This window comes from Actinoplanes sp. NPDC023936, assembly GCF_040639325.1.
Taxonomy (GTDB): Bacteria; Actinomycetota; Actinomycetes; order Mycobacteriales; family Micromonosporaceae; genus Actinoplanes.
Genome location: NZ_JBEZZR010000020.1, coordinates 128,967 through 149,275, shown reverse-complemented (window position 1 = coordinate 149,275; position 20,309 = coordinate 128,967). Strand labels below are relative to the sequence as shown.

General features: G+C 71.4%; 19 protein-coding genes. 9 read left to right on the top strand and 10 right to left on the bottom strand.

Features of this window, described 5'->3' with window-relative positions; all coding sequences use genetic code 11:
- Both AB0F72_RS24950 and AB0F72_RS24945 read right to left on the bottom strand, forming a co-directional pair.
- Positions 1–191, bottom strand: a 191-nt coding sequence (locus AB0F72_RS24950) for a pentapeptide repeat-containing protein (protein ID WP_360435600.1), incomplete at its 3' end; no start/stop codon positions are given.
- Positions 188–970 (bottom strand): aminotransferase class IV, encoded by a 783-nt coding sequence (locus tag AB0F72_RS24945; protein ID WP_360435598.1) that lies wholly within the window; start codon positions 968–970, stop codon positions 188–190. The genes AB0F72_RS24945 and AB0F72_RS24950, both read right to left, overlap by 4 nt.
- A gap of 43 nt (positions 971–1,013) precedes the next feature.
- Here AB0F72_RS24945 and AB0F72_RS24940 point away from each other — a divergent pair, with 43 nt between their 5' ends.
- Entirely contained in the window at positions 1,014–2,813 is a 1,800-nt protein-coding gene (locus AB0F72_RS24940; RefSeq protein ID WP_360435578.1) for a glycoside hydrolase family 15 protein, read from the top strand.
- Here AB0F72_RS24940 and AB0F72_RS24935 read toward each other — a convergent pair.
- Complete coding sequence (locus AB0F72_RS24935; protein WP_360435576.1) at positions 2,810–4,777, bottom strand: methyl-accepting chemotaxis protein; 1,968 nt, start codon at positions 4,775–4,777, stop codon at positions 2,810–2,812. The two genes, AB0F72_RS24940 and AB0F72_RS24935, sit on opposite strands and share 4 nt — an antisense overlap.
- Before the next feature lie 158 nt (positions 4,778–4,935).
- Between AB0F72_RS24935 and AB0F72_RS24930 the strand changes: the two genes are divergently transcribed.
- Positions 4,936–5,652, top strand: coding sequence for a carbon-nitrogen hydrolase family protein (locus AB0F72_RS24930; RefSeq protein WP_360435596.1), 717 nt, complete (start codon positions 4,936–4,938; stop codon positions 5,650–5,652).
- Here the strand turns inward: AB0F72_RS24930 and AB0F72_RS24925 are convergent.
- Positions 5,642–6,223 carry a TetR/AcrR family transcriptional regulator gene (locus AB0F72_RS24925; RefSeq protein ID WP_360435574.1) on the bottom strand — a complete coding sequence of 194 codons (582 nt, stop codon included), beginning with the start codon at positions 6,221–6,223 and terminating at the stop codon, positions 5,642–5,644. The genes AB0F72_RS24930 and AB0F72_RS24925 overlap by 11 nt on opposite strands.
- A gap of 110 nt (positions 6,224–6,333) precedes the next feature.
- Here AB0F72_RS24925 and AB0F72_RS24920 point away from each other — a divergent pair, with 110 nt between their 5' ends.
- The 3 genes from AB0F72_RS24920 to AB0F72_RS24910 all read left to right on the top strand — a co-directional run bounded on the left by AB0F72_RS24920 (position 6,334) and on the right by AB0F72_RS24910 (position 8,925).
- A complete protein-coding gene (locus tag AB0F72_RS24920) occupies positions 6,334–7,506 on the top strand; it encodes a macrolide family glycosyltransferase (RefSeq protein ID WP_360435572.1) in 1,173 nt (390 codons plus the stop codon).
- 82 nt (positions 7,507–7,588) lie between these two features.
- Complete coding sequence (locus AB0F72_RS24915) at positions 7,589–7,933, top strand: PadR family transcriptional regulator (RefSeq protein ID WP_360435570.1); 345 nt, start codon at positions 7,589–7,591, stop codon at positions 7,931–7,933.
- Complete coding sequence (locus AB0F72_RS24910) at positions 7,930–8,925, top strand: permease prefix domain 1-containing protein (protein ID WP_360435568.1); 996 nt, start codon at positions 7,930–7,932, stop codon at positions 8,923–8,925. Before AB0F72_RS24915 ends, AB0F72_RS24910 begins: the two co-directional genes overlap by 4 nt.
- A 582-nt stretch (positions 8,926–9,507) precedes the next feature.
- Here AB0F72_RS24910 and AB0F72_RS24905 read toward each other — a convergent pair.
- A complete protein-coding gene (locus AB0F72_RS24905; protein ID WP_360435566.1) occupies positions 9,508–11,232 on the bottom strand; it encodes an ABC transporter ATP-binding protein in 1,725 nt (574 codons plus the stop codon).
- On the bottom strand, positions 11,229–12,809 hold the full coding sequence (locus tag AB0F72_RS24900) for an ABC transporter ATP-binding protein (protein WP_360435594.1): 1,581 nt from the start codon (positions 12,807–12,809) through the stop codon (positions 11,229–11,231). Before AB0F72_RS24900 ends, AB0F72_RS24905 begins: the two co-directional genes overlap by 4 nt.
- A gap of 158 nt (positions 12,810–12,967) precedes the next feature.
- Between AB0F72_RS24900 and AB0F72_RS24895 the strand changes: the two genes are divergently transcribed.
- Entirely contained in the window at positions 12,968–13,387 is a 420-nt protein-coding gene (locus tag AB0F72_RS24895; RefSeq protein WP_360435564.1) for a nitroreductase family deazaflavin-dependent oxidoreductase, read from the top strand.
- Between the two features lie 74 nt (positions 13,388–13,461).
- Here AB0F72_RS24895 and AB0F72_RS24890 read toward each other — a convergent pair whose 3' ends face one another.
- Together AB0F72_RS24890 and AB0F72_RS24885 are read right to left on the bottom strand one after the other, a co-directional pair.
- Positions 13,462–14,283: a PfkB family carbohydrate kinase gene (locus AB0F72_RS24890; protein WP_360435562.1), complete on the bottom strand. Its 822-nt coding sequence runs from the start codon at positions 14,281–14,283 to the stop codon at positions 13,462–13,464.
- Between the two features lie 19 nt (positions 14,284–14,302).
- Positions 14,303–15,829: an FAD-binding oxidoreductase gene (locus AB0F72_RS24885; protein WP_360435560.1), complete on the bottom strand. Its 1,527-nt coding sequence runs from the start codon at positions 15,827–15,829 to the stop codon at positions 14,303–14,305.
- 91 nt (positions 15,830–15,920) lie between these two features.
- Between AB0F72_RS24885 and AB0F72_RS24880 the strand changes: the two genes are divergently transcribed.
- Positions 15,921–16,466 carry a PadR family transcriptional regulator gene (locus AB0F72_RS24880; protein WP_360435558.1) on the top strand — a complete coding sequence of 182 codons (546 nt, stop codon included), beginning with the start codon at positions 15,921–15,923 and terminating at the stop codon, positions 16,464–16,466.
- A 32-nt stretch (positions 16,467–16,498) separates the two neighbouring features.
- Positions 16,499–18,199, top strand: a complete 1,701-nt coding sequence (locus AB0F72_RS24875) for an acyl-CoA dehydrogenase family protein (RefSeq protein ID WP_360435556.1) — start codon at positions 16,499–16,501, stop codon at positions 18,197–18,199.
- Between the two features lie 40 nt (positions 18,200–18,239).
- Here the strand turns inward: AB0F72_RS24875 and AB0F72_RS24870 are convergent, their stop codons facing one another.
- Positions 18,240–18,932 (bottom strand): DivIVA domain-containing protein, encoded by a 693-nt coding sequence (locus tag AB0F72_RS24870; RefSeq protein WP_360435555.1) that lies wholly within the window; start codon positions 18,930–18,932, stop codon positions 18,240–18,242.
- 122 nt (positions 18,933–19,054) lie between these two features.
- Positions 19,055–19,402: a hypothetical protein gene (locus tag AB0F72_RS24865; protein ID WP_014442313.1), complete on the bottom strand. Its 348-nt coding sequence runs from the start codon at positions 19,400–19,402 to the stop codon at positions 19,055–19,057.
- Between the two features lie 95 nt (positions 19,403–19,497).
- Here AB0F72_RS24865 and AB0F72_RS24860 point away from each other — a divergent pair, with 95 nt between their 5' ends.
- Positions 19,498–20,250, top strand: coding sequence for an SGNH/GDSL hydrolase family protein (locus AB0F72_RS24860; RefSeq protein ID WP_360435553.1), 753 nt, complete (start codon positions 19,498–19,500; stop codon positions 20,248–20,250).
- Positions 20,251–20,309: the final 59 nt, after the last annotated feature.

The following is a 20,309-nucleotide window of genomic DNA, read 5'->3' as shown; positions in this document are numbered from 1 at the left end:
CCCCGTACTACACCCAGAACTTCGGCTACTGACCCCCCTGAGCCGAGGAAAGCGATGCCCCAGCCGATCCCCCTGCGGCTGGGGCATCGCCGTGTCTCCCGGAGCCGTGTCTCCCTGAGCCGTGTCTCCCTGAGGCGCGTCTCCCTGAGGCGCGTCTCCCTGAGGCGTGTCTCCCGGAGCCGCGCCCTCAGCCCACCGGCAGCGCGTCCCAGCCGACCGCATCCCAGGCACGCCGCAGCAACCCCACCAGATCATCGTTGCCCGGGAAGACGACGTCGTCGATCGACGCGAGCGGCTGCCCCGGACAGTGTGAATTGGTGGCGGCCGCACCCCGCAGCCCGGCCAGATCACCCCGGGACAGGGCGCGTTCCGCCGACGCGATCCCCAGTTCCCGCAGCCCGAGACGCAGCACCTGCTGCGTGATCCCGTCGAGTTTGGGCCCGGCCGGCCAGACCACCGTGTCCCGGTCGAGGAAGACCGCGTTCCACACCGAACCCTCCAGGACCAGCCCGTCGCGGCTGACGAACACCACGTCGTCGAACCCGTCCCGCCGCGCGGCCCGCAGGTGGTAGGTCAACCCCATCGTCGCCATGTGCTTGACGTGCGGCAGCTCCCGTTCGTACAGCACCGACCGGACCCGCAGCGGTGGACGGGCGGCGTCCGGCACCGGGTCGGAGATCGAGACCATCACGTCCGTACCCCCGAAATCGGGGTGTGGCAGAACCGCGACCCGCGCGGAAGCGTCGGGGCGCCCGGAGAGCGCGCGGCTGATCAGACCCGGCACCCCGGCGGAATCGAAGGGCGCCGACGGGAAGAGGGTGTCCGATCCGGACCGCAGCCGGCTCAGGTGGAACGCCAGTCCGGCGACGGCGCCGCCGCGGACCTGCATCGAGGTGTAGTGGCCATAGTTCCAGGTCGCTGCGCGGTGCACGACCTCCAGGTCGGCCGGGCCGCCGTTGGTCTCCACCATAGTCACCGTGTCATCCTGGCACCACGGGGTAAAGACACTGGTCATGGCGCTTCCGATCGAGGACTACGCGATCATTGCGGACACTCACACGTCCGCCCTGGTGGGACGCAACGGGTCGATCGACTGGCTGTGCGTGCCGCGGTTCGACTCGGGCGCCATCTTCGCGGCCCTGCTCGGCGAGCCGGAGAACGGGCACTGGACGATCGCGCCGACCGGCGAGAGCAGCGTGACCCGGCGCTATCGGGACGACACGCTGGTGCTGGAGACCGAGTTCGAGACGTCCGGCGGCGTGGTCCGGCTGATCGATTTCATGCCGCCGCGCACCGAGTCGCCGTCCGTGGTGCGGATCGTGGAGGGTGTGCGCGGCGAGGTCGAGATGAGCATGCTGCTGCGGCTGCGTTTCGATTACGGCCACGTGGTGCCGTGGGTCTATCGCGAGCAGGACGACCTGGTCGCGGTCGCCGGCCCGGACGCGGCCTGGTTGCGCACACCGGTGCCGACGCACGGCGAGAACCTGGCGACGAAAGCCGACTTCACGGTACGGGCCGGCGACCGCATCCCGTTCACCCTGACCTGGCGGCCGTCCCACCTGCCGATGCCGGAGCCGGCCGACCCCGTGCACCAGCTCGGTGTCACCGAAGGGTACTGGCGTGGCTGGGTGTCGGCGTGCACGTACGAGGGTGAGTGGCGGGACGCGGTCGTACGCTCGCTGCTGACCTTGAAGGCTCTCACCTACGCCCCCACCGGTGGCATCGTCGCCGCCGCGACCACCAGCCTGCCGGAGAAACTCGGCGGGGTGCGCAACTGGGACTACCGGTTCTGCTGGCTGCGCGACGCCACGATCACCCTCCAGTCGCTGCTCTACTCCGGATTCCAGAGCGAGGCGACGGCCTGGCGCAAGTGGCTTCTCCGGGCGATCGCCGGCAACCCCGCAGAGCTTCAGATCATGTACGGGGTAGCCGGCGAGCGCCGCCTCGACGAGTTCCAGGCGACCTGGCTGACCGGATACGACGGCAACCCGGTCCGGATCGGCAACGCGGCAGCCGAGCAGTTCCAGCTCGACGTCTACGGCGAGGTGATGGACGCCCTGCATCAGGGCCGGCGCGCCGGTCTGAAGGCCGACGACCCGGCCTGGGGCCTGCAGGTGAAGCTGATGGAGTTCGTCGAGGAGCACTGGCGGGACCCGGACGAGGGCATCTGGGAGGTCCGCGGCGGTCCCCGGCAGTTCGTGCACTCGAAGCTGATGGCCTGGGTGGCGGCCGACCGGGCGGTCAAGGCGGTCGAGGAGTTCGATCTGGACGGTCCGGCCGACAGGTGGTCCCGGCTGCGGGAGGAGATCCGCGCCGACATCCTGGAGAAGGGGTACGACCCGCGGCGCAAGACGTTCACCCAGTTCTACGGGTCGGCGGAGCTGGACGCCGCGCTGCTGATGGTGCCGCTCGTCGGGTTCCTGCCGGCCGACGACGAACGGGTGATCGGCACGGTCGCCGCGATCGAGGAGCACCTGCTGGTCGACGGGTTCGTGCAGCGGTACACACAGCATCCCGAGTCCGATGTGGATGGCCTGCCGCCCGGCGAGGGCGCGTTCCTGGCCTGCACGTTCTGGCTGGCGGACAACTACGCGCTGATGGGCCGGCACGACGAGGCCCGGGAGACGTTCGCCCGGCTGCTGGCGCTGCGCAACGACGTGGGCCTGCTCTCCGAGGAGTACGACACCGAGGCGGGCCGGCTGGTCGGCAACTTCCCGCAGGCGTTCAGCCACGTGCCGCTGATCGACACCGCCCGTACCCTGACCAGCGCGCGGGCCCCGACCGCGGCCCGCGCCGAAGAGGGCCTGCGCTAATAGCGGAACGCTCCGACCAGGCCGGTCAGCTCGTCGGCGAGGCGGGACAGGTTCGCGGCCGCCTGCTGGGTGGTCCGCGCGCCCTCCGCCGTGGACGCCGCCACCGCTGCCACCCCGTTGATGGTCTGCGCCACCTCGCCGCTGCTGGACGCGGCGTCGGTGACGGTCCGGCTCATCTCCGCGGTCGTCGCCGTCTGCTCCTCGACCGCCGAGGCGATGGTCGTCGTGTAGTCCCCGATCTGCGCGATCACCTCGGCGATCTCGCTGATCGCGGTGGCCGCCGAGCCGCTGGACGTCTGGATCGCGGTGATCCGCGCGGTGATCTGCTCGGTGGCCGACGCGGTCTGCTGCGCGAGCTCCTTCACCTCACCGGCCACCACCGCGAATCCCTTGCCCAGCTCACCGGCGCGGGCTGCCTCGATCGTGGCGTTCAGGGCGAGCAGGTTCGTCTGCTCGGCGATCGACGTGATCAGCTGGACCACCTCGCCGATCTCGGTGCTGGCCGCGCCGAGTTCGGCGACCTGGCTGTTGGTCCGCTCGGCGATCGAGACGGCCTGCGCCGCGACCTGCGCGGCCTGGGTGGCGTTGCTGGAGATCTCGGCGATCGAGGCGCTCATCTCCTCGGCGCCGGCCGCGAGGGCCTGGACGCCGGAGTTCACCTGTTCACTGGCGTCGCTGGCGGCGACCGCCTGATGCGACGCGTTGGTGGCGCCGGTCTCCAGCCGGGCGCTGACGTCGGTGAGTTCCTGCGCCGCGGTGGAGAGGGTGCCGGTGGACCCGGCGATGCCGCGGATCGTGGTGGCGACCTTCTCCACGAACCGGTTGAACGCGTTCGCGAGCTGGCCGGCCTCGTCGTCGCGGGCCGCGACGACGCGCTGGGTCAGGTCGCCGTCCCCGTCGGCGATCTCGGCCATCCGGTCCCGGAGGCGATCGATCGGCCGGACGATGTTGCGGGCCAGGACGGACGCGACGATCCCGGCGATCAGCACCGCTCCGCAGGCCAGCGCGATGCTGATCCACTTGGTGTTGTTCGCCGCGGACAGCACGGTGCCGGTCGGCACGGACACCACCAGCGACCAGGTGTCGCTCTCCCCGATGACGAGCGGCGCGGCGATCCGCAGGGTCTCCTCGCCGCCGACGTCGGTGACGCTCCGGCTGGTGGCGCCGGCTTCGGTGGCGGCGGTGGCCAGCGCGGTCAGGTCCGCCGGAGCCGCCGAGCCGGCCTCGTCGTCGCCGCCGGCCACCAGCAACCCGCCGGTGCTGATCAGGGTCGCCGACCCGGTGCCGAACGGCTTCACCCCGGCGACCAGCTCCTGCAGCGTGGCCAGCGACATGTCGATGCCGGCCACGCCCTGGACCGTGCCGTCCACCTCGACCGGCGCGGCGACCGAGGTGATCAGGGTCTGCACGCCGCCGACGTCGTAGAGGTACGGCTCGACCACCTTCTCCTTGCCGGTCTCCTGGGGGACCACGTAGTAGTCGCCGACGCCCGCCTCGGTGTACCCGGTCAGGGCGCTCACCTTGATCGTGGAGCCGTCGCGGTACCAGTACGGCACGAACCGTCCGGTCGCGTCGTGCCCGCTGGCCGTCGCGTTGCGGTACCGCCGGTCCCGGCCGTCGAACGCGTTCGCCTCGAATCCCACCCAGGTGCCCAGATAGTCCTCGTGGCCTTCCAGGATCGCGCGCAGTTCGGCGTTGGCGAGCTGCCGGGTGGCGCCGTTCTCCGCCGCCGCGCTCATCGCCCGCGCCAGGTCGCGGGCGGTGCCCAGCCCGATGAGCATCGCCTCCTGGATCTGGGCGCCGCTCTCCCGGGCGACCTCGTCCGCGTAGGCGAAGCCGGAGTCCCGTGCCTCGCTCGCGTTGCGGCTGGTGATGTAGGAGACCACCACCAGCATCGACAACACCAGCATCAGCACCATCGCGGCGATGACACGGACCTTGATGGTGATCCGCGAATAGCGCACCGACGAGCCCCCTCCGGTGGTGCGAAACCCACTACACCAGCCTGATCGGCACGCTGCGGCTCCGGCTGAGCGCGGGCTTCGGCCCGGCGAAACGGTCCCCGGGTATTTTCGCGGGTGTGAACGCATCCTCGCAGAACTCGACGCAGCCGGGCTCGACCATGCCGGGCTCGACCATGCCGGGCTTGACGATCGCGGCGGCCCAGCCGTCGACCACCGCGTTCGACGTGGCCGGCAACGCGGTGGCGCACGCCGCGGCGATCCGGGCGGCGAACGCCCGGGTGGTGGTCTTCCCGGAGATGTCGCTGACCGGGTACGAGCTGACCGCGCCCCTCGTCGAGCCGGACGACCCGCGGCTGGCGCCGATCGTCGAGGCCTGCGCGGCGACCGGCACGCTGGCCCTGGTCGGCGCGCCCACCCCCGGCCCCTGGATCGGCGTGCTGGCGATCGACGGCTCGGGGGCGCGGAACGCCTACGGCAAGGTGTACCTGCACGGCACCGAGGCGGAACGGTTCGTGCCGGGCGAGCCCGCCGTGATCGAGGTGGACGGGTGGCGGCTCGGCGTCGCGGTCTGCCGGGACACCGGCATCCCGGAGCACGCGGCCCGCACCGCGGCATTGGGCATCGACGGCTATGTCGCCGGGGTGGTCCACCACGACCACGAGCGCGGGGTGCACGGCGAGCGGGCCCGGCGAGTCGCGGCGGAGCACGGGGTGTGGGTGGTGACCGCCGCTTTCGCGGGTGCCACGGGCGGGGGCTTCGACCGTACCTCCGGAAGGTCGGGAATCTGGGACGCCGAGGGCGAACTCGTCGCCGAGGCGGGACCGGATCCGGACGAGGTCGCCGTCGTCACGTTCGAGCGCGCGGTCAGGGCCTGATCGCGGCGACAGCGAGCGCCACGATGCCGTCGGCGTAATCGTCGGTGAGCGGGCCGGTGCGCAGCAGCCAGCGGTGGTAGAGCGGGCCGAAGAGCAGCTCCACCGCCTGATCGAGGTCGATCCCGGCGCGGACCTGACCGGCGGCCCGGCCGGCGCGTAACCGGTCCTTGACCGCGTCGAGCTGAGGGCGGAGCAGCTGGTCGCGGACCTGCTCGCCGAGGGATTCGTCGCCGAGCGTCTCGATGGTGATCGCCCGGGTGGTGGCGGAGAGTTTCGGATCGGCGAACTCGGCGACCGTCGCCCGCATGACGGTGCGCAGGTCGGCCGCCAGATCACCGGTGTCCGGGAGGGCGACCGCCTCGGCGGCCGCGATCGATTCCACCAGCGCCTCCAGGATGATCGCGCCCTTGCCGCGCCACCAGCGGTAGATGGTCTGCTTGCCGACGCCGGCGCGGGCGGCGATCGCCTCGATGGTCAGCTCGGAGTACCCGGTCTCGGCCAGCAGGTCGAGGGCGGCGGTCAGGATGGCCCGGCGGGAGCGCTCGTTGCGCCGGGTGGGGTCAGCGGTCATGGCGAACACCCTATCCCACAGCGAGACGCAACGTCTCGTCTTGTGCATTACCCGACGAGACGATACGGTTCGTCTCGTCAGTTCGGAGCGCCGCCGCCAAGGAGAACCCCATGCCGCACATCGCCGTCGTCAGCATCCCGGCACACGGTCACGTCAACCCGAGCCTGGAGATCGTCCGCACCCTGGTCGAGCGGGGCCATCGGGTCACGTATGCCAACGCCCCCTCGTTCGCCGAGGTCATCGAGTCCACCGGCGCCACCCTCAAGCCGTACGAATCCACCCTGCCCACCACCGAGGAGTCCTGGAGCGGCGACCCGATCGAGCAGCTCACGCTCTTCCTCGACGACGCGATCGCGATGCTGCCCCAGCTGCGCGCCGCCTACGCCGACGACCGGCCCGACCTCTTCCTCTACGACATCGCCGGCGCGCCCGCCCGGCTGCTCGCCGAGGAGTGGGGCATCCCGGCGATCCAGCTCTCCCCCACGTTCGTCGCCTGGGACGGGTACGAGGCGGAGATGGCGCCGGTCGTCGAGGCGATGCGGGCCGACCCGCGCGGCGCCGCGTACTACCGGCGGTTCACCGAGTGGCTCACCGCAAACGGCTCCTCGGTGACCGACAGCATGGCGTGGCAGGGCCGGCCGGCGCGCGGTCTCGCCCTCATCCCGCGCGCCCTGCAACCGCACGCCGACCGGGTGGACCCGAAGGTCTACGACTTCGTCGGCCCGATCTTCGGCGACCGCTCGCACCAGGGCGGCTGGACCCGTCCCGCCGCCGCTCTCGGCAAGAAGGTCCTGCTCGTCTCCCTGGGCTCGGCGTTCACCGAGCATCCGGACTTCTACCGGCGCTGCGTCACCGCCTTCGGCGATCTGCCCGGCTGGCACACCGTGCTCCAGATCGGCAAGCACGTCGACCGGGCGGTGCTCGGCGAGGTGCCGGCGAGCGTCGAGGTGCACCCGTGGGTGCCGCAGCTGGCGATCCTGGAGCAGGCGGACGTCTTCCTCACCCACGCCGGGATGGGCGGCAGCAGCGAGGGCCTCTGGGCCGGCACCCCGATGATCGCCGCCCCGCAGGCCGCCGACCAGTTCGCGAACGCCGAACAGCTGGCCGCCCTCGGCGTGGCCACCGTCGTCGACTCGGCCACTGTCACCGCCGAGGAGCTGCGGGCGGCGCTGCTCGCCCTGGTCGGCGGCCCGGCCCCGGCCACCAGCGCCGCGATCAAGGCGGAGGTACGCGCCAGCGGCGGCGCCACCCGGGCCGCCACCCTGATCGAGGCCGCCCTCTGACCGATTTGCCGGGTTGCTCAGATGGGCTGAGCCAATGTCGTGTGGCTTGCCATAGTGTGTGAGGCACACTATCGTTTCGGGCATGACAATGGATGCGACGCTCTCCACTCACCTCCAGGAGTTGCGCCGCGGCACGGTCGTCGTCGCGAGCCTCACCGTCCTCCGGGAGCCGGGATATGGGTACTCGCTGCTCGAAACACTGAGCGCGGCCGGATTCGAGGTGGAGGCGAACACGCTCTACCCCCTGCTGCGGCGCCTGGAGTCCCAGGGCCTGCTGACCAGTTCGTGGAACACCGACGAGGCCCGCCCGCGCAAGTTCTACCGCACCACCGAGCAGGGCGACGCCATCGCGGCCGCGCTGCGCGACGAGTGGGCGCGGCTCGACAAGGCAGTGACCGATCTCGACACCCCCGGGAGCCACCAGTGACCACGCTCATCGACCGTTACGTCCTCACCGTCCTGCGCCGCGTCCCCGAGCCGCAGCGCACCGACATCGACCGCGAGCTGCGCACGTCCATCGAGGACGCGGTCGAGGCCAGGGTGGCCGGCGGTTCGCCGCCGGAGGCGGCGGTCGAGCAGACGCTGCTCGAGCTCGGCGATCCCGATCGGCTGGCCGATGGGTACGCGGATCGCCGCCAGTACCTGATCGGCCCGGAGTTCTTCGACGTGTGGCGCCGGCTGCTCACACTGCTGCTCTCGACCGTCCTGCCGATCGTCGTCGTGGTCACCACCACGATCAAGCTCCTCGAGGACGCGACGATCGGCGCGGCGATCGGCACCGCCGTCAGCACCGTGATCACCGTCGGCGCGCACATGGCGTTCTGGGTCACCCTGGTCTTCGCGATCATGGAGCGCACCGGCGTCGGCCGCTCCGAGCTGCGCGGGCTGCCCCGCCGCGATTGGAACCTGGGCGACCTGCCGCGGTACGAGCCGCGGGCCACCACGATCAGCGAACTCGCGGCCGGCATCGCGTGGCCGGTGCTGCTGATCGTCGCCCTGATCCTGCAGCAGTTCACGTTCACCGAGGTGCCCGTCCTCAACCCGGACAACTGGGGCTTCTGGTGGCCGTACCTGATCGTGGTCTTGATTCTTGAGGCGCTGTACGCGGTGTGGCTGTTCCGCAAGCAGACCTGGGACCACACTGTCACAGTGGTGAACGCGCTGCTCGCGGTCCTGTTCGCCGCGCCGGTGGTGTGGCTGCTGAGCACCGACCGCTTCTTCAACCCGGAGTGGTTGTCCACATTGGACTGGGGCTCGACCGCGAACCCGGGGTCCTGGCTGACCGGCATCGCGATCGCGATCACGCTCGTCGGCTCCGCGTACGACGTGATCGACGTGGCGATCCGCGCGGAGCGCAGCCGCCGGGGCCTCCCCACCCGGGTCCCGGGCACCGGAGCCGAGTACACCAACCCGATCTGATCCCGCGCCGGTGAAGCGCCCGTCCCCCTGGTTGGGGGGCGGGCGCTTTGCCGTGCGCACGCGATCAGCGGCCGGCGGCGCGAAAGACCCTGAGCCCCTGACGCCCCGCCTGCCCCGGCTGCCCCGCGTGCCCCGCGCGCCCCGCCTGCCCCGCCTGCCCCGCGCGCCCCGCGGGCCCCGCGCGCCCCCCGTGCCCGGGCCCGCGCCGCCTGGGCCCCCGCGCCCTCGCGTGCCCCGCCCCCCGCGCTGGCGTCCTGCGGCTGGCATCTCGCACATGGCACCTCGCACATGGCACCTCGCACCTGGCACCTGCACCTCCCGCCTCGCCGATCTTGGAACCCGCCGCCCCGGCCGTAGCTCAGGCATGTGATCAAGCCCGGGTAACCGCTCCGGCCTACGGCCGGCGCCACCCGGCCGTAGCTCAAGCATGTGATCAAGCCCGGATAACCGCTCTGGCCTACGGCTGGCGTCGCCCGGCCGTAGCTCGTGCCGGCTACTAGCGGAAACACTTCGCCTTGACCGTCGACACAGTGCTCCGGCGCGCCAATTCCGATCGACGTTTCCACGATCTACCTGAGCCGGTCAGCCGTGCACCGACGGGGTGTGGTGCCAGGAGCGCCACAACTCCGCGTACGGGCCGCCGGCCGCGACCAGGTCGTCGTGGGTGCCGAGCTCGATGATCCGGCCGTCGTCCATCACCGCCACCCGGTCGGCGTCGTGGGCGGTCTGCAGGCGGTGGGCGATCGCGATCACCGTGCGTTCGTGCAGCACTGCCGCGAGGGCGCGCTCGGCGGTGCGTGCGGCGGTCGGGTCGAGCAGCGCGGTGGCCTCGTCCAGGATCACCGTGTGCGGGTCGGCCAGCAGCACCCGGGCCAGGGCCAGCTGCTGCGCCTGCGCGCCGTCGAGCGGGTACTCCCCGAGATCGCGGTCGAGGTCGTCGGCCCAGTCCGCGCCGACGGTGGCAAGCGCCCGCCGCAATGCGAAGTCGGAGGCGTCGACCATCAGGTTGGCGCGCAGCGACTCACGGAAGACGTGGTGTTCCTGGGTGACCAGGACGACCTGGCGGCGGAGCTGGTCGGGAGGCAGATCGGCGATCGGCACCCCGCCGACCGTCACGGAACCGGCGGACGGCCGGTCCACCCCGGCCAGCAGGCGGCCGAGGGTGGATTTGCCGGCGCCGGAGAGGCCGACGACCGCGAGCCGCTCGCCGGGCCGCACGGTCAGGTCGACGTCGTGCAGCACGTCCCGGCCGTTCTCGTAGGAGTACCGCACGCCACGGACCTCGATCCGGTCGTCGCGGGGCGACACCTCGGCGTAGGTCCGGTCGGCGGGGATCGACCCGAGTCCCTCGATCCGGGCGAACGACGCGATGCTGCTCTGCAACTGTTCGACCCAGAGCAGGATCGTGTCCAGCGGGTTGATCAGCTGCCGCAGGTAGAGCACGGTGGCCGCCACGGTGCCCAGGGTGGTCCGGCCGTCGATGTAGAACAGGCCGCCGAGCAGCAGCGCCAGCACGGTCGGCATCACGTACGACGCCTCGACCAGCGGGAAGAAGACCGTGCGCAGGGCGAGCGTGGCGAGCCGGGTGCGCCGGGTCTCGGTGATCGCGGCGGCGCCGGCGGCGAGGCGGTGGCGTTCCAGGCCGAACGCCTCGACGGTCCGCGCGCCCGAGGTGGTGGCCGACAGCTCCTCGGCCAGCCGGGAGTTCGCCGCGCCCTCGGCGAGGTACGCGTCCCGGGCCCGGCGCAGGTACCACCGCACGCAGAACCAGATGCCGGAGAGCCCGAGCAGACCGGAGAGCCCCAGCAGCGGGTCGATCGCCAGCACCGCGACCAGGATGAAGACCACCTGGACGAAGCCGATGAACACCTTCGGCAGGACGTCGCGCAGCGTGGTGGCGACCGCGTCGACGTCGGTGCTGCCGCGGGCGGCCAGGTCTCCGGAGGGCACCCGCTCGACGACGGACGCGGGCAGGGCGAGCGCCCGCCGCAGGAAGCCCTCCCGGATCCGGGCCGCCGTGCGTTCCCCGAACCGGTAGCCGATGCCGAGCGCGACCCGGGCCAGCAGCGTCTGCAGGACCGCGCAGACCAGCACGCCGAGGGCGAGCCGGTCCACCGCCGCACCGCCGCCGCCCGCGGAGACCGTGTCGATCACCCGGCCGAGCAGCCACGGCGCGCCGAGCCCGGCGAGGGCCGCCAGCGAGCTGAACGAGATCATCGCGGCGACCGCGGCCCGGTCGGCGACGAGCAGGCGCAGCGCGGCCCGGCCCACCTCGCGGTTACCCGCGATCGGCAACGACGTGCTCACAGCGCCTCCCCGGAGGCTCGCGTGACAAGCGCCCGGTACCCCGGTGAGCCGGCCAGCAGCTCCTGATGCGTGCCGCTGGCCGCGACCCGCCCGGCGACCAGGTAGTGCACCCGGTCGGCGCGGTCGAGCAGCACCGGTGAGGTGGTCACGAGCAGCGTCCCCCGGCCGGTTCGGGCGGCGGTGAGCCGTTCCGCGATCGCCGCCTCGGTGTGCGCGTCGACCGCCGACGTGGGCTCGACCGCGAGCAGCATCTCCGGGTCGGCGTGCAGCGCGCGGGCCAGCCGCAGCCGCTGGCGCTGGCCGCCGGAGAGGTTGCGCCCGTCCCACTCCACCTCCCGGCCGAGGTCGCCGGCGATGTCGGTGGCGGCCGCCGCGGCGACCGCGGCCCGGACCCGCGCCTCGTCCGGCTCGGACGGGCCGGCCACCACCGACCGCAGCGAGCCGGCGAAGAGGCTCGCGTCGTTCTCGGCGACCAGGACACGGGAGCGCACCGACGGCAACGCGAACTCGTCGAGGCGGCGGTCGCCGCAGGTCGCGCCGGTGGGGACGTACCGGCCCAGGCGGTCGATCACGGCGATGGCGTCGGACGGCCGGTCGGCCACCAGCGCGGTGAACCGCCCGGGCTCGGCGGACACGCCGGACTCCGGATCGTGCAACACGTCGGCGGCGGTCAGCGGCGCGCCGGCCCGGTCGTCCACGGGCAGCCGCAGGAACTCGGTGACGCGCCGCGCGGCCACCAGCCCGTGCGTGATGTCGAAGCCGCAGAAGATCAGCACGTTCACCGGCACGGCCAGCATCGCCGTGTAGCCGTACACGGCAATCAGCTCACCGACGGTGAGCGAACCCGCGGCCGTGAGCCGCGCGGCCAGCCAGGTCACCACCCCGAGGAAGATCAGCGGAAGGCCGTCACCGAGGGCGCCGATCCACCCGGCCGGCCGGCCCACCCGGTATCCCAGATCCCGGACCCGCGCCGACTCCCGCTGGTAGCGGTCGAGATGGGTGTCCTTTCCACCGAGGCCGTTGAGGATCCGCAGGCCACCGAGGACGTCGACGAGCCGAGCGGTGAGCTCGCCCTGCGCGTGGCGGTACCGCGCCCCGGCCCGCTGGGTGCGCCCGAGCAGCGGGCCGACGATCACCACGAGCGCCGGCATCCCGACGAGCACCACCACGGCCAGCGTCGGTGACGTGCCGAAGAGCAGCGTGGCCACGGTCAGGAACGCCACTGTCGCGGCCACCCCGACACCGCCGACGTTCATCGCCCGGCCGATCGTCCACACGTCGGAGATGCCGATCGTGACCACCTCGCCCGCGGTGACCCGGCGCGGCAACGCGGATCCGAGCCTGGTCGCGTGCGCCAGCACCAGATCCGCGGTGAGCAGCGCGGCCTGCAGCCGCAGCTTGGTCATCGTGCGGTGCCGCAGGATGCCGAGCCCCGCCGTGGTCAGCCCCAGGATCAGGACCGCCGCGACCCAGGAGATCAGCGCGCTCAGGTTGCGCGGCGCGAGGCCGCGATCCACCGCTTGCGAGATGAGGTACGGCGTGAGCGCCAGCGTGACGAACCAGACGGACCCCAGCATCGCGCCGAGGGCGACCCGCCTCCGGCACTGTCTCGCCAGCCACCAGAGGTATCGTCCCGGTCCGCGCACATCCACGACGATGATGCTGCTACACGGCCCGTGGGGCCTGTCACCCCATTTTGTGTGGGTCGCGTCGCAGCGTGGGTAGGGTCGGGAGCATGACTTCTGCGATCGATCTGCACGGCGCGCCGCATGTCGCGCGGTACCTGGAGACCGACGGGGAGGACGGGTTTTACTGGCGCAACGGCACCACGATCCTGATCCTCTTCACCAAGGGACGTAAGTCCGGCGAGGAGCGTTCGCACGCACTGATCTTCCGCGAGCACGGCGACGCGTACCTGGTGGTGGCGTCGAAGGGCGGCACCGACGCGCCGCCCGCCTGGTTCGTGAACCTGGCGGCCGACCCCTCGGTCGAGGTCCAGATCAAGGGCGAGCGCTTCCCGGCCACCGCCCGGGTGGCGACCCCGGACGAGAAGCCGGAGATGTGGGCGAAGATGACCGAGGTCTGGCCCGACTACGACGAGTACCAGACGAAGACCTCCCGCGAGATCCCCGTCGTCGTCCTGGAACGCGCCTGAGGTTCGCCGGCGATCTTGGCGAGTTGGCCTCGCACTGTGCGGGTCGCACTGTGCGGGGGCGACTCGCCAAGATCTCAGCCGGCGAGCTCGCGGGAGCGCACCGCCGCGGCGCCCGCTGACGCGCCGAGACGCAGGGATTCGTCCAGCCCGGCGCCGCGCAGATGCCCGGCCAGGACACCGGCGAAGAACGCGTCCCCGGCGCCGTTGGTGTCCACGATCTCGTCGACGCGCTCGGCCGGGACGTGCACCGGATCGTGGCCGGGTGTCAGCGCCATCGCGCCCTCCGCGCCGAACGTGCAGACCACCAGACGTGCGCCGGCGTCGATCCGCTCGTGCATGAAGACCACCGGGTCGGGCAGCCGGTCGCCGCTTGCGAAGATCACGTCGGCGGTGTCAGCGAACTCGCGGTGGAACTCGCTCACACCGTCCCAGTCCTGCAGGTCGCACCAGATCTCGGTACCCGCCTCGCGGGCCGCCCGCAGGACCGGGCGACTGAAATCGGCCAGGTCGGCCACGACCACGTCCACGTCCGCCAGCGGCGGCACGGTGATCGATCCGGCGGGCGACGGCAGGTTCAGATGGATCGACAATCGCTGACCGTTCCGGTCCATCAGGTTGGTGTGCCGCTCAGAGCCGTTCGTGCTCGCGGTGACCAGCAGGTCGATGCCCGCCAGGGCCGTCCTGATGCGACGGCCGGCCTCGTCGTCGCCGAGCACTGTCGCCAGCGTCACCGGAACGCCGAGCCGGGCCAGGTTCAGCGCCTTCCCCGCCGAGGTGCCACCGAGCGCTTCGTGATGCCACTCGGCGAAGATCGTGTGCGGCTCCGGGCGCGGCAGGCTCGCCACGTGGATCATCAGGTTCCAGGAGACCGGGCCGGCGATGAGAACACGCTGCATCGGATAGAGGGTACGGATCTCACAGCGCGTACGGCGACCGGAAGAGCGCCTGCGGGTCGACCGTCGCACGGATCCAGCGGAGCCGGGAGAAGTTCGCGCCGTAGTAGCGGGGCAGGCTCGCCGGGCTCGGTTCCAGATAGTTGACGTATCGTCCGGCGGACCACCGGCTCATCGCCCGGTGACCGGATTCGATCCAGGCGTAACCGTCGCTTTCGCTGCTGCTCCCGCTGTCCGCGGGCAGCACCAGCCACTGCAGCATCGTGTGCGCGTCCCGCCAGGGGAACGCGGTGGCCTCCGGCGCCACCCGAGAAGGCGCCCCGGTCAGCCGCTTGAACTTGGCGATGCCCGGCTTGCGCTCGCGAGCCCGGCGCTCCACGGCGGCGAGCAGGGCCGCGATCGCCGGCCCCGGCAGGACGGTTCGAAAGATCTCGCTGCCGGCCAGCTGGATGGACCGCTCGGCGCACCCTTCGCGGTCCGCGCACCCGGCCCGGTCGTGCACCACGTCCAGGTGCGGGCGCCGCTCCAGCTTCGCGTCGGCGGGATCGATCCCGGCGGCCCGGGCGATCTCCGCGGCCTCAGCGGCCGGGTCGCCCTCCAGGACGACCCCCGAGATGCGTACGCTCAGCCGCCCTCGCGCGTCGGAGGCGAGCTGGCAGGTCGACCACGTCTCGTCCGGCGCGGCGGCGAGGCGCGCCTGCCAGCCGGCGACGACACGGGCCGCGTCCCGCCACGGATACGTCAGGACGAACGACCCGACGGACGTGGACCGGTGGGTTCGCATCCGCCAGCCGGTGACCACCCCGAACTGGCTGCCGCCGCCACCGCGCAGCGCCCAGAACAGATCCCGGTCCCGGTCGGCGTCCACGGTGCGGCGGCTGCCGTCCGCGGTCACCACCTCCGCCGCGGTCACGGAGTCGCAGGTCAGCCCGTACTTGGCGGACGCCATGCCGATCCCGCCGCCCAGCGTGATCCCGCTGATCCCGACCGACCCGCACGATCCGGACGGGATCGCCCGGCCCGCCGCGCCGAGCCGGTTGTAGACGTCGATGAGCCGCGCGCCGCCGCCGATCGAGGCGGTCTGGCTGCCCCAGTCGTACCGGATGCCGGCGAGGCTCCGCAGGTCCAGCACGACCCCGGCGGTGGCCGTGGACGCGCCGACGTACGAGTGCCCGCCGCCCCGGGTCACCACCGGGACGTGTTCCCGGCGGGCGAAACGGATCACCTCGGCGACGTCGGCGGCGTGCGCGCAGCGGGCCACGGCCGGCGGCCGGATGTGATCGAACCGGGGGTCGGCCAGTTGCCGGGCGCTGTCGTATCCGGCGGTGCCGGGCAGGTCGACAGTGCCGTCGAGGGAGGCGGCGAGCGCCGTCCAGTTCGGTGTGCCCCGGCGGCCGGTCGCGGGTCTCGCGCGAGGGCGGGCCGGTGCGGAACCGGCCTCGGCGGGTCCGGCCGAGCCGGGTCCGGCGGAGGCGGGCCGGGCCGAGGCGATGGCGGATCCGGTGAGGGCAGCGGCCCCGGCCCCGAGAACTGCTCGGCGTGACAGCATCGCCATATGGTGCCATATGCCACTAAATACCCCAGGCATTTCGTGTTGCACGGCGCTTGTTATGCAACGAATTGCATAGCAGGATGGGACCGTGGCATTGGAACACGCGATTCTCGTCTCGCTGCTCGAACAGCCCGGGTCCGGCTATGAGCTGGCCCGGCGGTTCGAGCGGTCGATCGGGCGGTTCTGGACCGCCACTCATCAGCAGATCTATCGCGTCCTCAAGCGGATGGAGTCGGACGGATGGGTCGACTCACAGGAGATCGGGCAGGACGGGCGGCCCGACAAGCGGGCTTACTCGGTCACCCCGCTCGGGCGCGAGACGCTTGTCGGCTGGCTTCGCGAGCCGGTCCAACCGGAGGCGGTGCGGCACGAGCTCGCCGTCAAGATCCGCGGGGCGGCGTTCGACGACGAGGCCGGCCGGACCGCGCTGATCACCGAGGTCGTGCGGTACCGGGCGGAGCACGAGGCGACCCTGAACCGGTACCTGACCGGGGAGAAACGCGACTTCCCGGACGAGACCGAGCTCGACACCGGGCAACGACTGCAACATGTGGTGCTGCGGGGCGGGATCGCCTACGAGCGGATGCTGCTCGACTGGCTCGACGACGTCCTCGACACGCTGCGTCAGCTCTAGATCGCCCTGCGGCATCTTCAGAAAGGGAAACAGTGCTGTTCAACCCGCATACCTATGACCCGGCCCACTTCGACCCGGAGACCCGGCGCCTGCTGCGCGCCACGATCGGCTTCTTCGAGGAGCGCGGCAAGAAGGCGCTGCTCGACACGTACATCGATCGCGCCTGGTACGCGGACTTCCTGGAGTTCGCCGGTAAGGAGGGCCTCTTCGCGACGTTTCTGACACCGAGCGCGGACGGCGCCGGCACCCGCTGGGACACCGCCCGCAACGTGGCGCTCAGCGAGATCCTCGGCTTCTACGGCCTCAACTACTGGTACACCTGGCAGGTGACCGTTCTCGGTCTCGGCCCGGTCTGGCAGAGCGCCAACGCCGACGCCCGCCAGCGCGCGGCCGAGCTGCTCCGCGACGGACACGTGATGGCGTTCGGGCTCTCCGAGCGCAGCCACGGCGCGGACATCTACGCCACCGACATGATCCTCACCCCGGACGGTGACGGCGGGTTCCGGGCCAGCGGCAGCAAGTACTACATCGGCAACGGCAACGTCGCCGGGCTGGTCTCGGTCTTCGGCCGCCGGGCCGACGTCGACGGCCCGGACGGGTACGTGTTCTTCGCCGCGGACAGCCGCCACCCGGACTATCACCTGGTCAAGAACGTGGTGAACTCGCAGATGTTCGTGAGCGAGTTCCGGCTGGCGGACTACCCGGTGCGGCCGCAGGACGTGCTGCACACCGGCAAGGCCGCGTTCGACGCCGCGCTCAACACTGTCAACGTCGGCAAGTTCAACCTGTGCACGGCCGCGATCGGGATCAGCGAACACGCCATGTACGAGGCGGTCACCCACGCACACCAGCGGATCCTGTACGGCAAGCCGGTCACCGCGTTCCCGCACGTGCGCCGGGAGCTGACCGACGCGTACGCCCGGCTCGTCGCGATGAAGCTCTTCGCCGACCGGTCCGTCGACTACTTCCGCTCGGCCGGCCCCGACGACCGCCGTTACCTGCTCTTCAACCCGATGACCAAGATGAAGGTCACCACCGAGGGCGAGAAGGTCATCGACCTGCTCTGGGACGTGATCGCCGCGAAGGGCTTCGAGGCGGACACCTATTTCGACAAGGCCGCCAAGGACATCCGGGGACTTCCCAAACTCGAGGGTACGGTCCACGTGAACCTCGCGCTGATCCTCAAGTTCATGCCGAACTACCTGTTCAACCCGGCCTCGTTCGCACCCGTGCCGACCCGGCTGGACGCGGCCGACGACGAGTTCCTGTTCCGTCAGGGCCCGGCGCGCGGCCTCGCGCAGATCCAGTTCCACGACTGGCGGGAGGTCTACGACGCGTACGCGGAGATCCCCAACGTGGCCAGGTTCCGGCAGCAGGCCGACGGCCTCTGCGACCTGCTGCGCCGGCACGCGCCGGACCAGGAGCAGCAGGGCGATCTGGACTTCCTGCTCGCCGTGGGACAGCTCTTCGCGCTCGTCGTCTACGGCCAGCTGATCCTCGAGCAGGCCGGCCTCACCGAGGCCGGCGCCGACATCATCGACGAGATCTTCGGGATCCTGGTCCGGGACTTCTCCGGGTACGCGACCGAGCTGCACGGCAAGTCGGCGACCACCGAGGAGCAGGCGGCCTGGGCGCTGTCCCGGGTGCTCCGCCCGGTCACCGACCCCGGCCGCACCGACCGGGTGTGGGAGCAGGTCGTCGCGCTCGTCGGCGCGTACGACATGAATCCGTAAAAAAAGACGTGCCCGGGGCTCGACGGCCCCGGGCACACTCTCAGACCTGGCCGTCCGGCGCGCTGGTCAGGTCCATCAGCTGCTGCTGGACGTGGTTGGTCAGCGCTTCCTGGTAGCTCTGGGCGAGCTGAGCCAGCCGGTCGATCTCGTCGAGCAGGGCGGACCGCTTCTCCGCGATCCCGTCCATCGCCTCGGCGTGGTTGCGCCGGGCGTCGCTCTCGATCGTGCTGGCCTTCAGCTGAGCGTCGCTCATCAGCTGCTCGGCCTTGTTCTGCGCGTTCGTCAGCAGCGTGTCGGACTCGCGCTGCGCGTCGCGCATGTGCTCGTCGGCGGTGCGCTGCGCCATCATCAGCACCCGCGAATTGCGATCATCGTCACCGGCCGGAACCAGCGCCTGGCTCTGGCTGGACGCCTCGGCGCGGGCGCGCTCCAGCTGCGACTGCACGCTGCGCGCGTTCTGCTCGGCGCGGGCCCGCGCCTCCTGCAGACGCTCCAGCTGGGCGGCCAGCTCGGCGAACTCGTTGTTGAGCACCATCGTCGAGGCCGCGCTGGGTGGGGCGCCGCCGCCACGCTGAGCCTGGTCACGCAGTGCGCCGTTCTCCTCGAGCAGGCGGATCAGCTCCTGCTCCACCTCGTCCAGGAACGCGTCAACCTCCTCCTCGTCGTAGCCCCGCTTGCCGATCGGCGGCTTCTTGAAGGCGACATTGTGAATATCAGCTGGAGTGAGCGGCATCGTGCTCCTTGGCTCCCATCAGTTGCGGTCGTGCGGCCCGAAATCTTACGTGATCACGCGAGGTCGCCGGCTGCGCGATCGAGCGTACGCGCCGCCGGCCGCAGTTGCCCTCCCGTGTGCGCTCAGCGCCAGAAGACGGCAACCGCCGCATTCACCACTGTCAGTGTGATGATGCCCATGAAGTGACCCTTGTTGACCTGCTCCCGCTTCCGCGGGATGAAGACCATGATGAAGATGAGGACCGCGATCAGCAGCTTGACGCCGAGCTTGATCGGGTCCGGCTCGTTGTCGCCGCCGCCCCGCAGCGGCGCCGCGAGTCCCAGGCCGCTGACCAGCTGGATGATCGCGCCCCAGAGCACCGGCTTGCTGATCCGGTACGTGCCGGAGACCAGCTGCGCCACGGCGCCGCCGAGCAGCAGCGCGAAGCCGACGAGGTGAATGAAGAGAAGAACCAACCGGAGTGCTTCCACGGCCGCCAAGCTTGCCAGGGCAGGTCCTGGCCGATCACCCCGGGTCCCCCGCCGGGTAGCGTCAGAGCTGATCAACAACTGTAGGAGAACGGTAAATGACAAGGTACGTCGCGATCGGCGACAGCTTCACCGAGGGGCTGGGCGACACGCTGCCCGACGGCAGCGAGCGGGGCTGGGCCGATCTCGTCGCCGCCGGCATCGCGGCGGGCGAGGGCAAACCGATTTCGTACGCGAACCTGGCCATCCGTGGCCGGCTGCTGGAGCCGATCGTCACCCAGCAACTGGACGCGGCCCTGTCGCTGTCCCCGCTGCCGACGCTGCTGTCGCTCAACGGCGGCGGCAACGACATGATGCGCCCGGGCGGCGACCTGAAACGCCTCGTCCACCTGACCGAGCAGGCGGTGCGGCGCTGCCTCGACGCCGGGGTGCGGGTGCTGCTGCTCAGCGGCGCGGACCCGTCCGGTCACCTGCCGTTCGGCAGCCGGATGCGGCCCAAGGGCGAGGCGCTGACGACGGCGGTGGCCGAGTTCGCGCAGCAGTACGACCTCACGTTCGTGGACATGTTCCACGACGAGGAGATCCAGAAGCCGCACTACTGGTCGGTGGACCGCCTCCACCTCAACGCCAACGGCCACCGGCGGGTGGCAAGCGTGGTGCTCGACGCGCTGGGCTTCCCGACCGAGGCCCACGTGGTGGCGCCGGACCCGGCCGGCACGAAGAGCCTCGCGGCCGAGATGCGGTACTACCGCGAGCACGTTCTCCCCTGGATCAACCGCCGCCTGCGCGGCCAGTCCTCAGGCGACAACCGAACCGGCAAATACGTCAACTGGACCCCTTTCCCCGCCTAGCCCCGGCCCAGCCCGCCGCGCCGCGCGGCGCGGCGCGGCGCGGCGCGGCGCGGCGGCTG

What these genes read in the sequence shown, in the direction of transcription:
- AB0F72_RS24945 (WP_360435598.1), bottom strand. Translation starts at nt 970, where the DNA reads ATGGTGGAGACCAACGGCGGCCCGGCCGACCTGGAGGTCGTGCACCGC.
- AB0F72_RS24940 (WP_360435578.1), top strand. Translation starts at nt 1,014, where the DNA reads ATGGCGCTTCCGATCGAGGACTACGCGATCATTGCGGACACTCACACG.
- AB0F72_RS24930 (WP_360435596.1), top strand. Translation starts at nt 4,936, where the DNA reads ATGCCGGGCTCGACCATGCCGGGCTTGACGATCGCGGCGGCCCAGCCG.
- AB0F72_RS24925 (WP_360435574.1), bottom strand. Translation starts at nt 6,223, where the DNA reads ATGACCGCTGACCCCACCCGGCGCAACGAGCGCTCCCGCCGGGCCATC.
- AB0F72_RS24920 (WP_360435572.1), top strand. Translation starts at nt 6,334, where the DNA reads ATGCCGCACATCGCCGTCGTCAGCATCCCGGCACACGGTCACGTCAAC.
- AB0F72_RS24915 (WP_360435570.1), top strand. Translation starts at nt 7,589, where the DNA reads ATGACAATGGATGCGACGCTCTCCACTCACCTCCAGGAGTTGCGCCGC.
- AB0F72_RS24900 (WP_360435594.1), bottom strand. Translation starts at nt 12,809, where the DNA reads ATGCTGGGGTCCGTCTGGTTCGTCACGCTGGCGCTCACGCCGTACCTC.
- AB0F72_RS24895 (WP_360435564.1), top strand. Translation starts at nt 12,968, where the DNA reads ATGACTTCTGCGATCGATCTGCACGGCGCGCCGCATGTCGCGCGGTAC.
- AB0F72_RS24890 (WP_360435562.1), bottom strand. Translation starts at nt 14,283, where the DNA reads ATGCAGCGTGTTCTCATCGCCGGCCCGGTCTCCTGGAACCTGATGATC.
- AB0F72_RS24885 (WP_360435560.1), bottom strand. Translation starts at nt 15,829, where the DNA reads ATGCTGTCACGCCGAGCAGTTCTCGGGGCCGGGGCCGCTGCCCTCACC.
- AB0F72_RS24870 (WP_360435555.1), bottom strand. Translation starts at nt 18,932, where the DNA reads ATGCCGCTCACTCCAGCTGATATTCACAATGTCGCCTTCAAGAAGCCG.
- AB0F72_RS24860 (WP_360435553.1), top strand. Translation starts at nt 19,498, where the DNA reads ATGACAAGGTACGTCGCGATCGGCGACAGCTTCACCGAGGGGCTGGGC.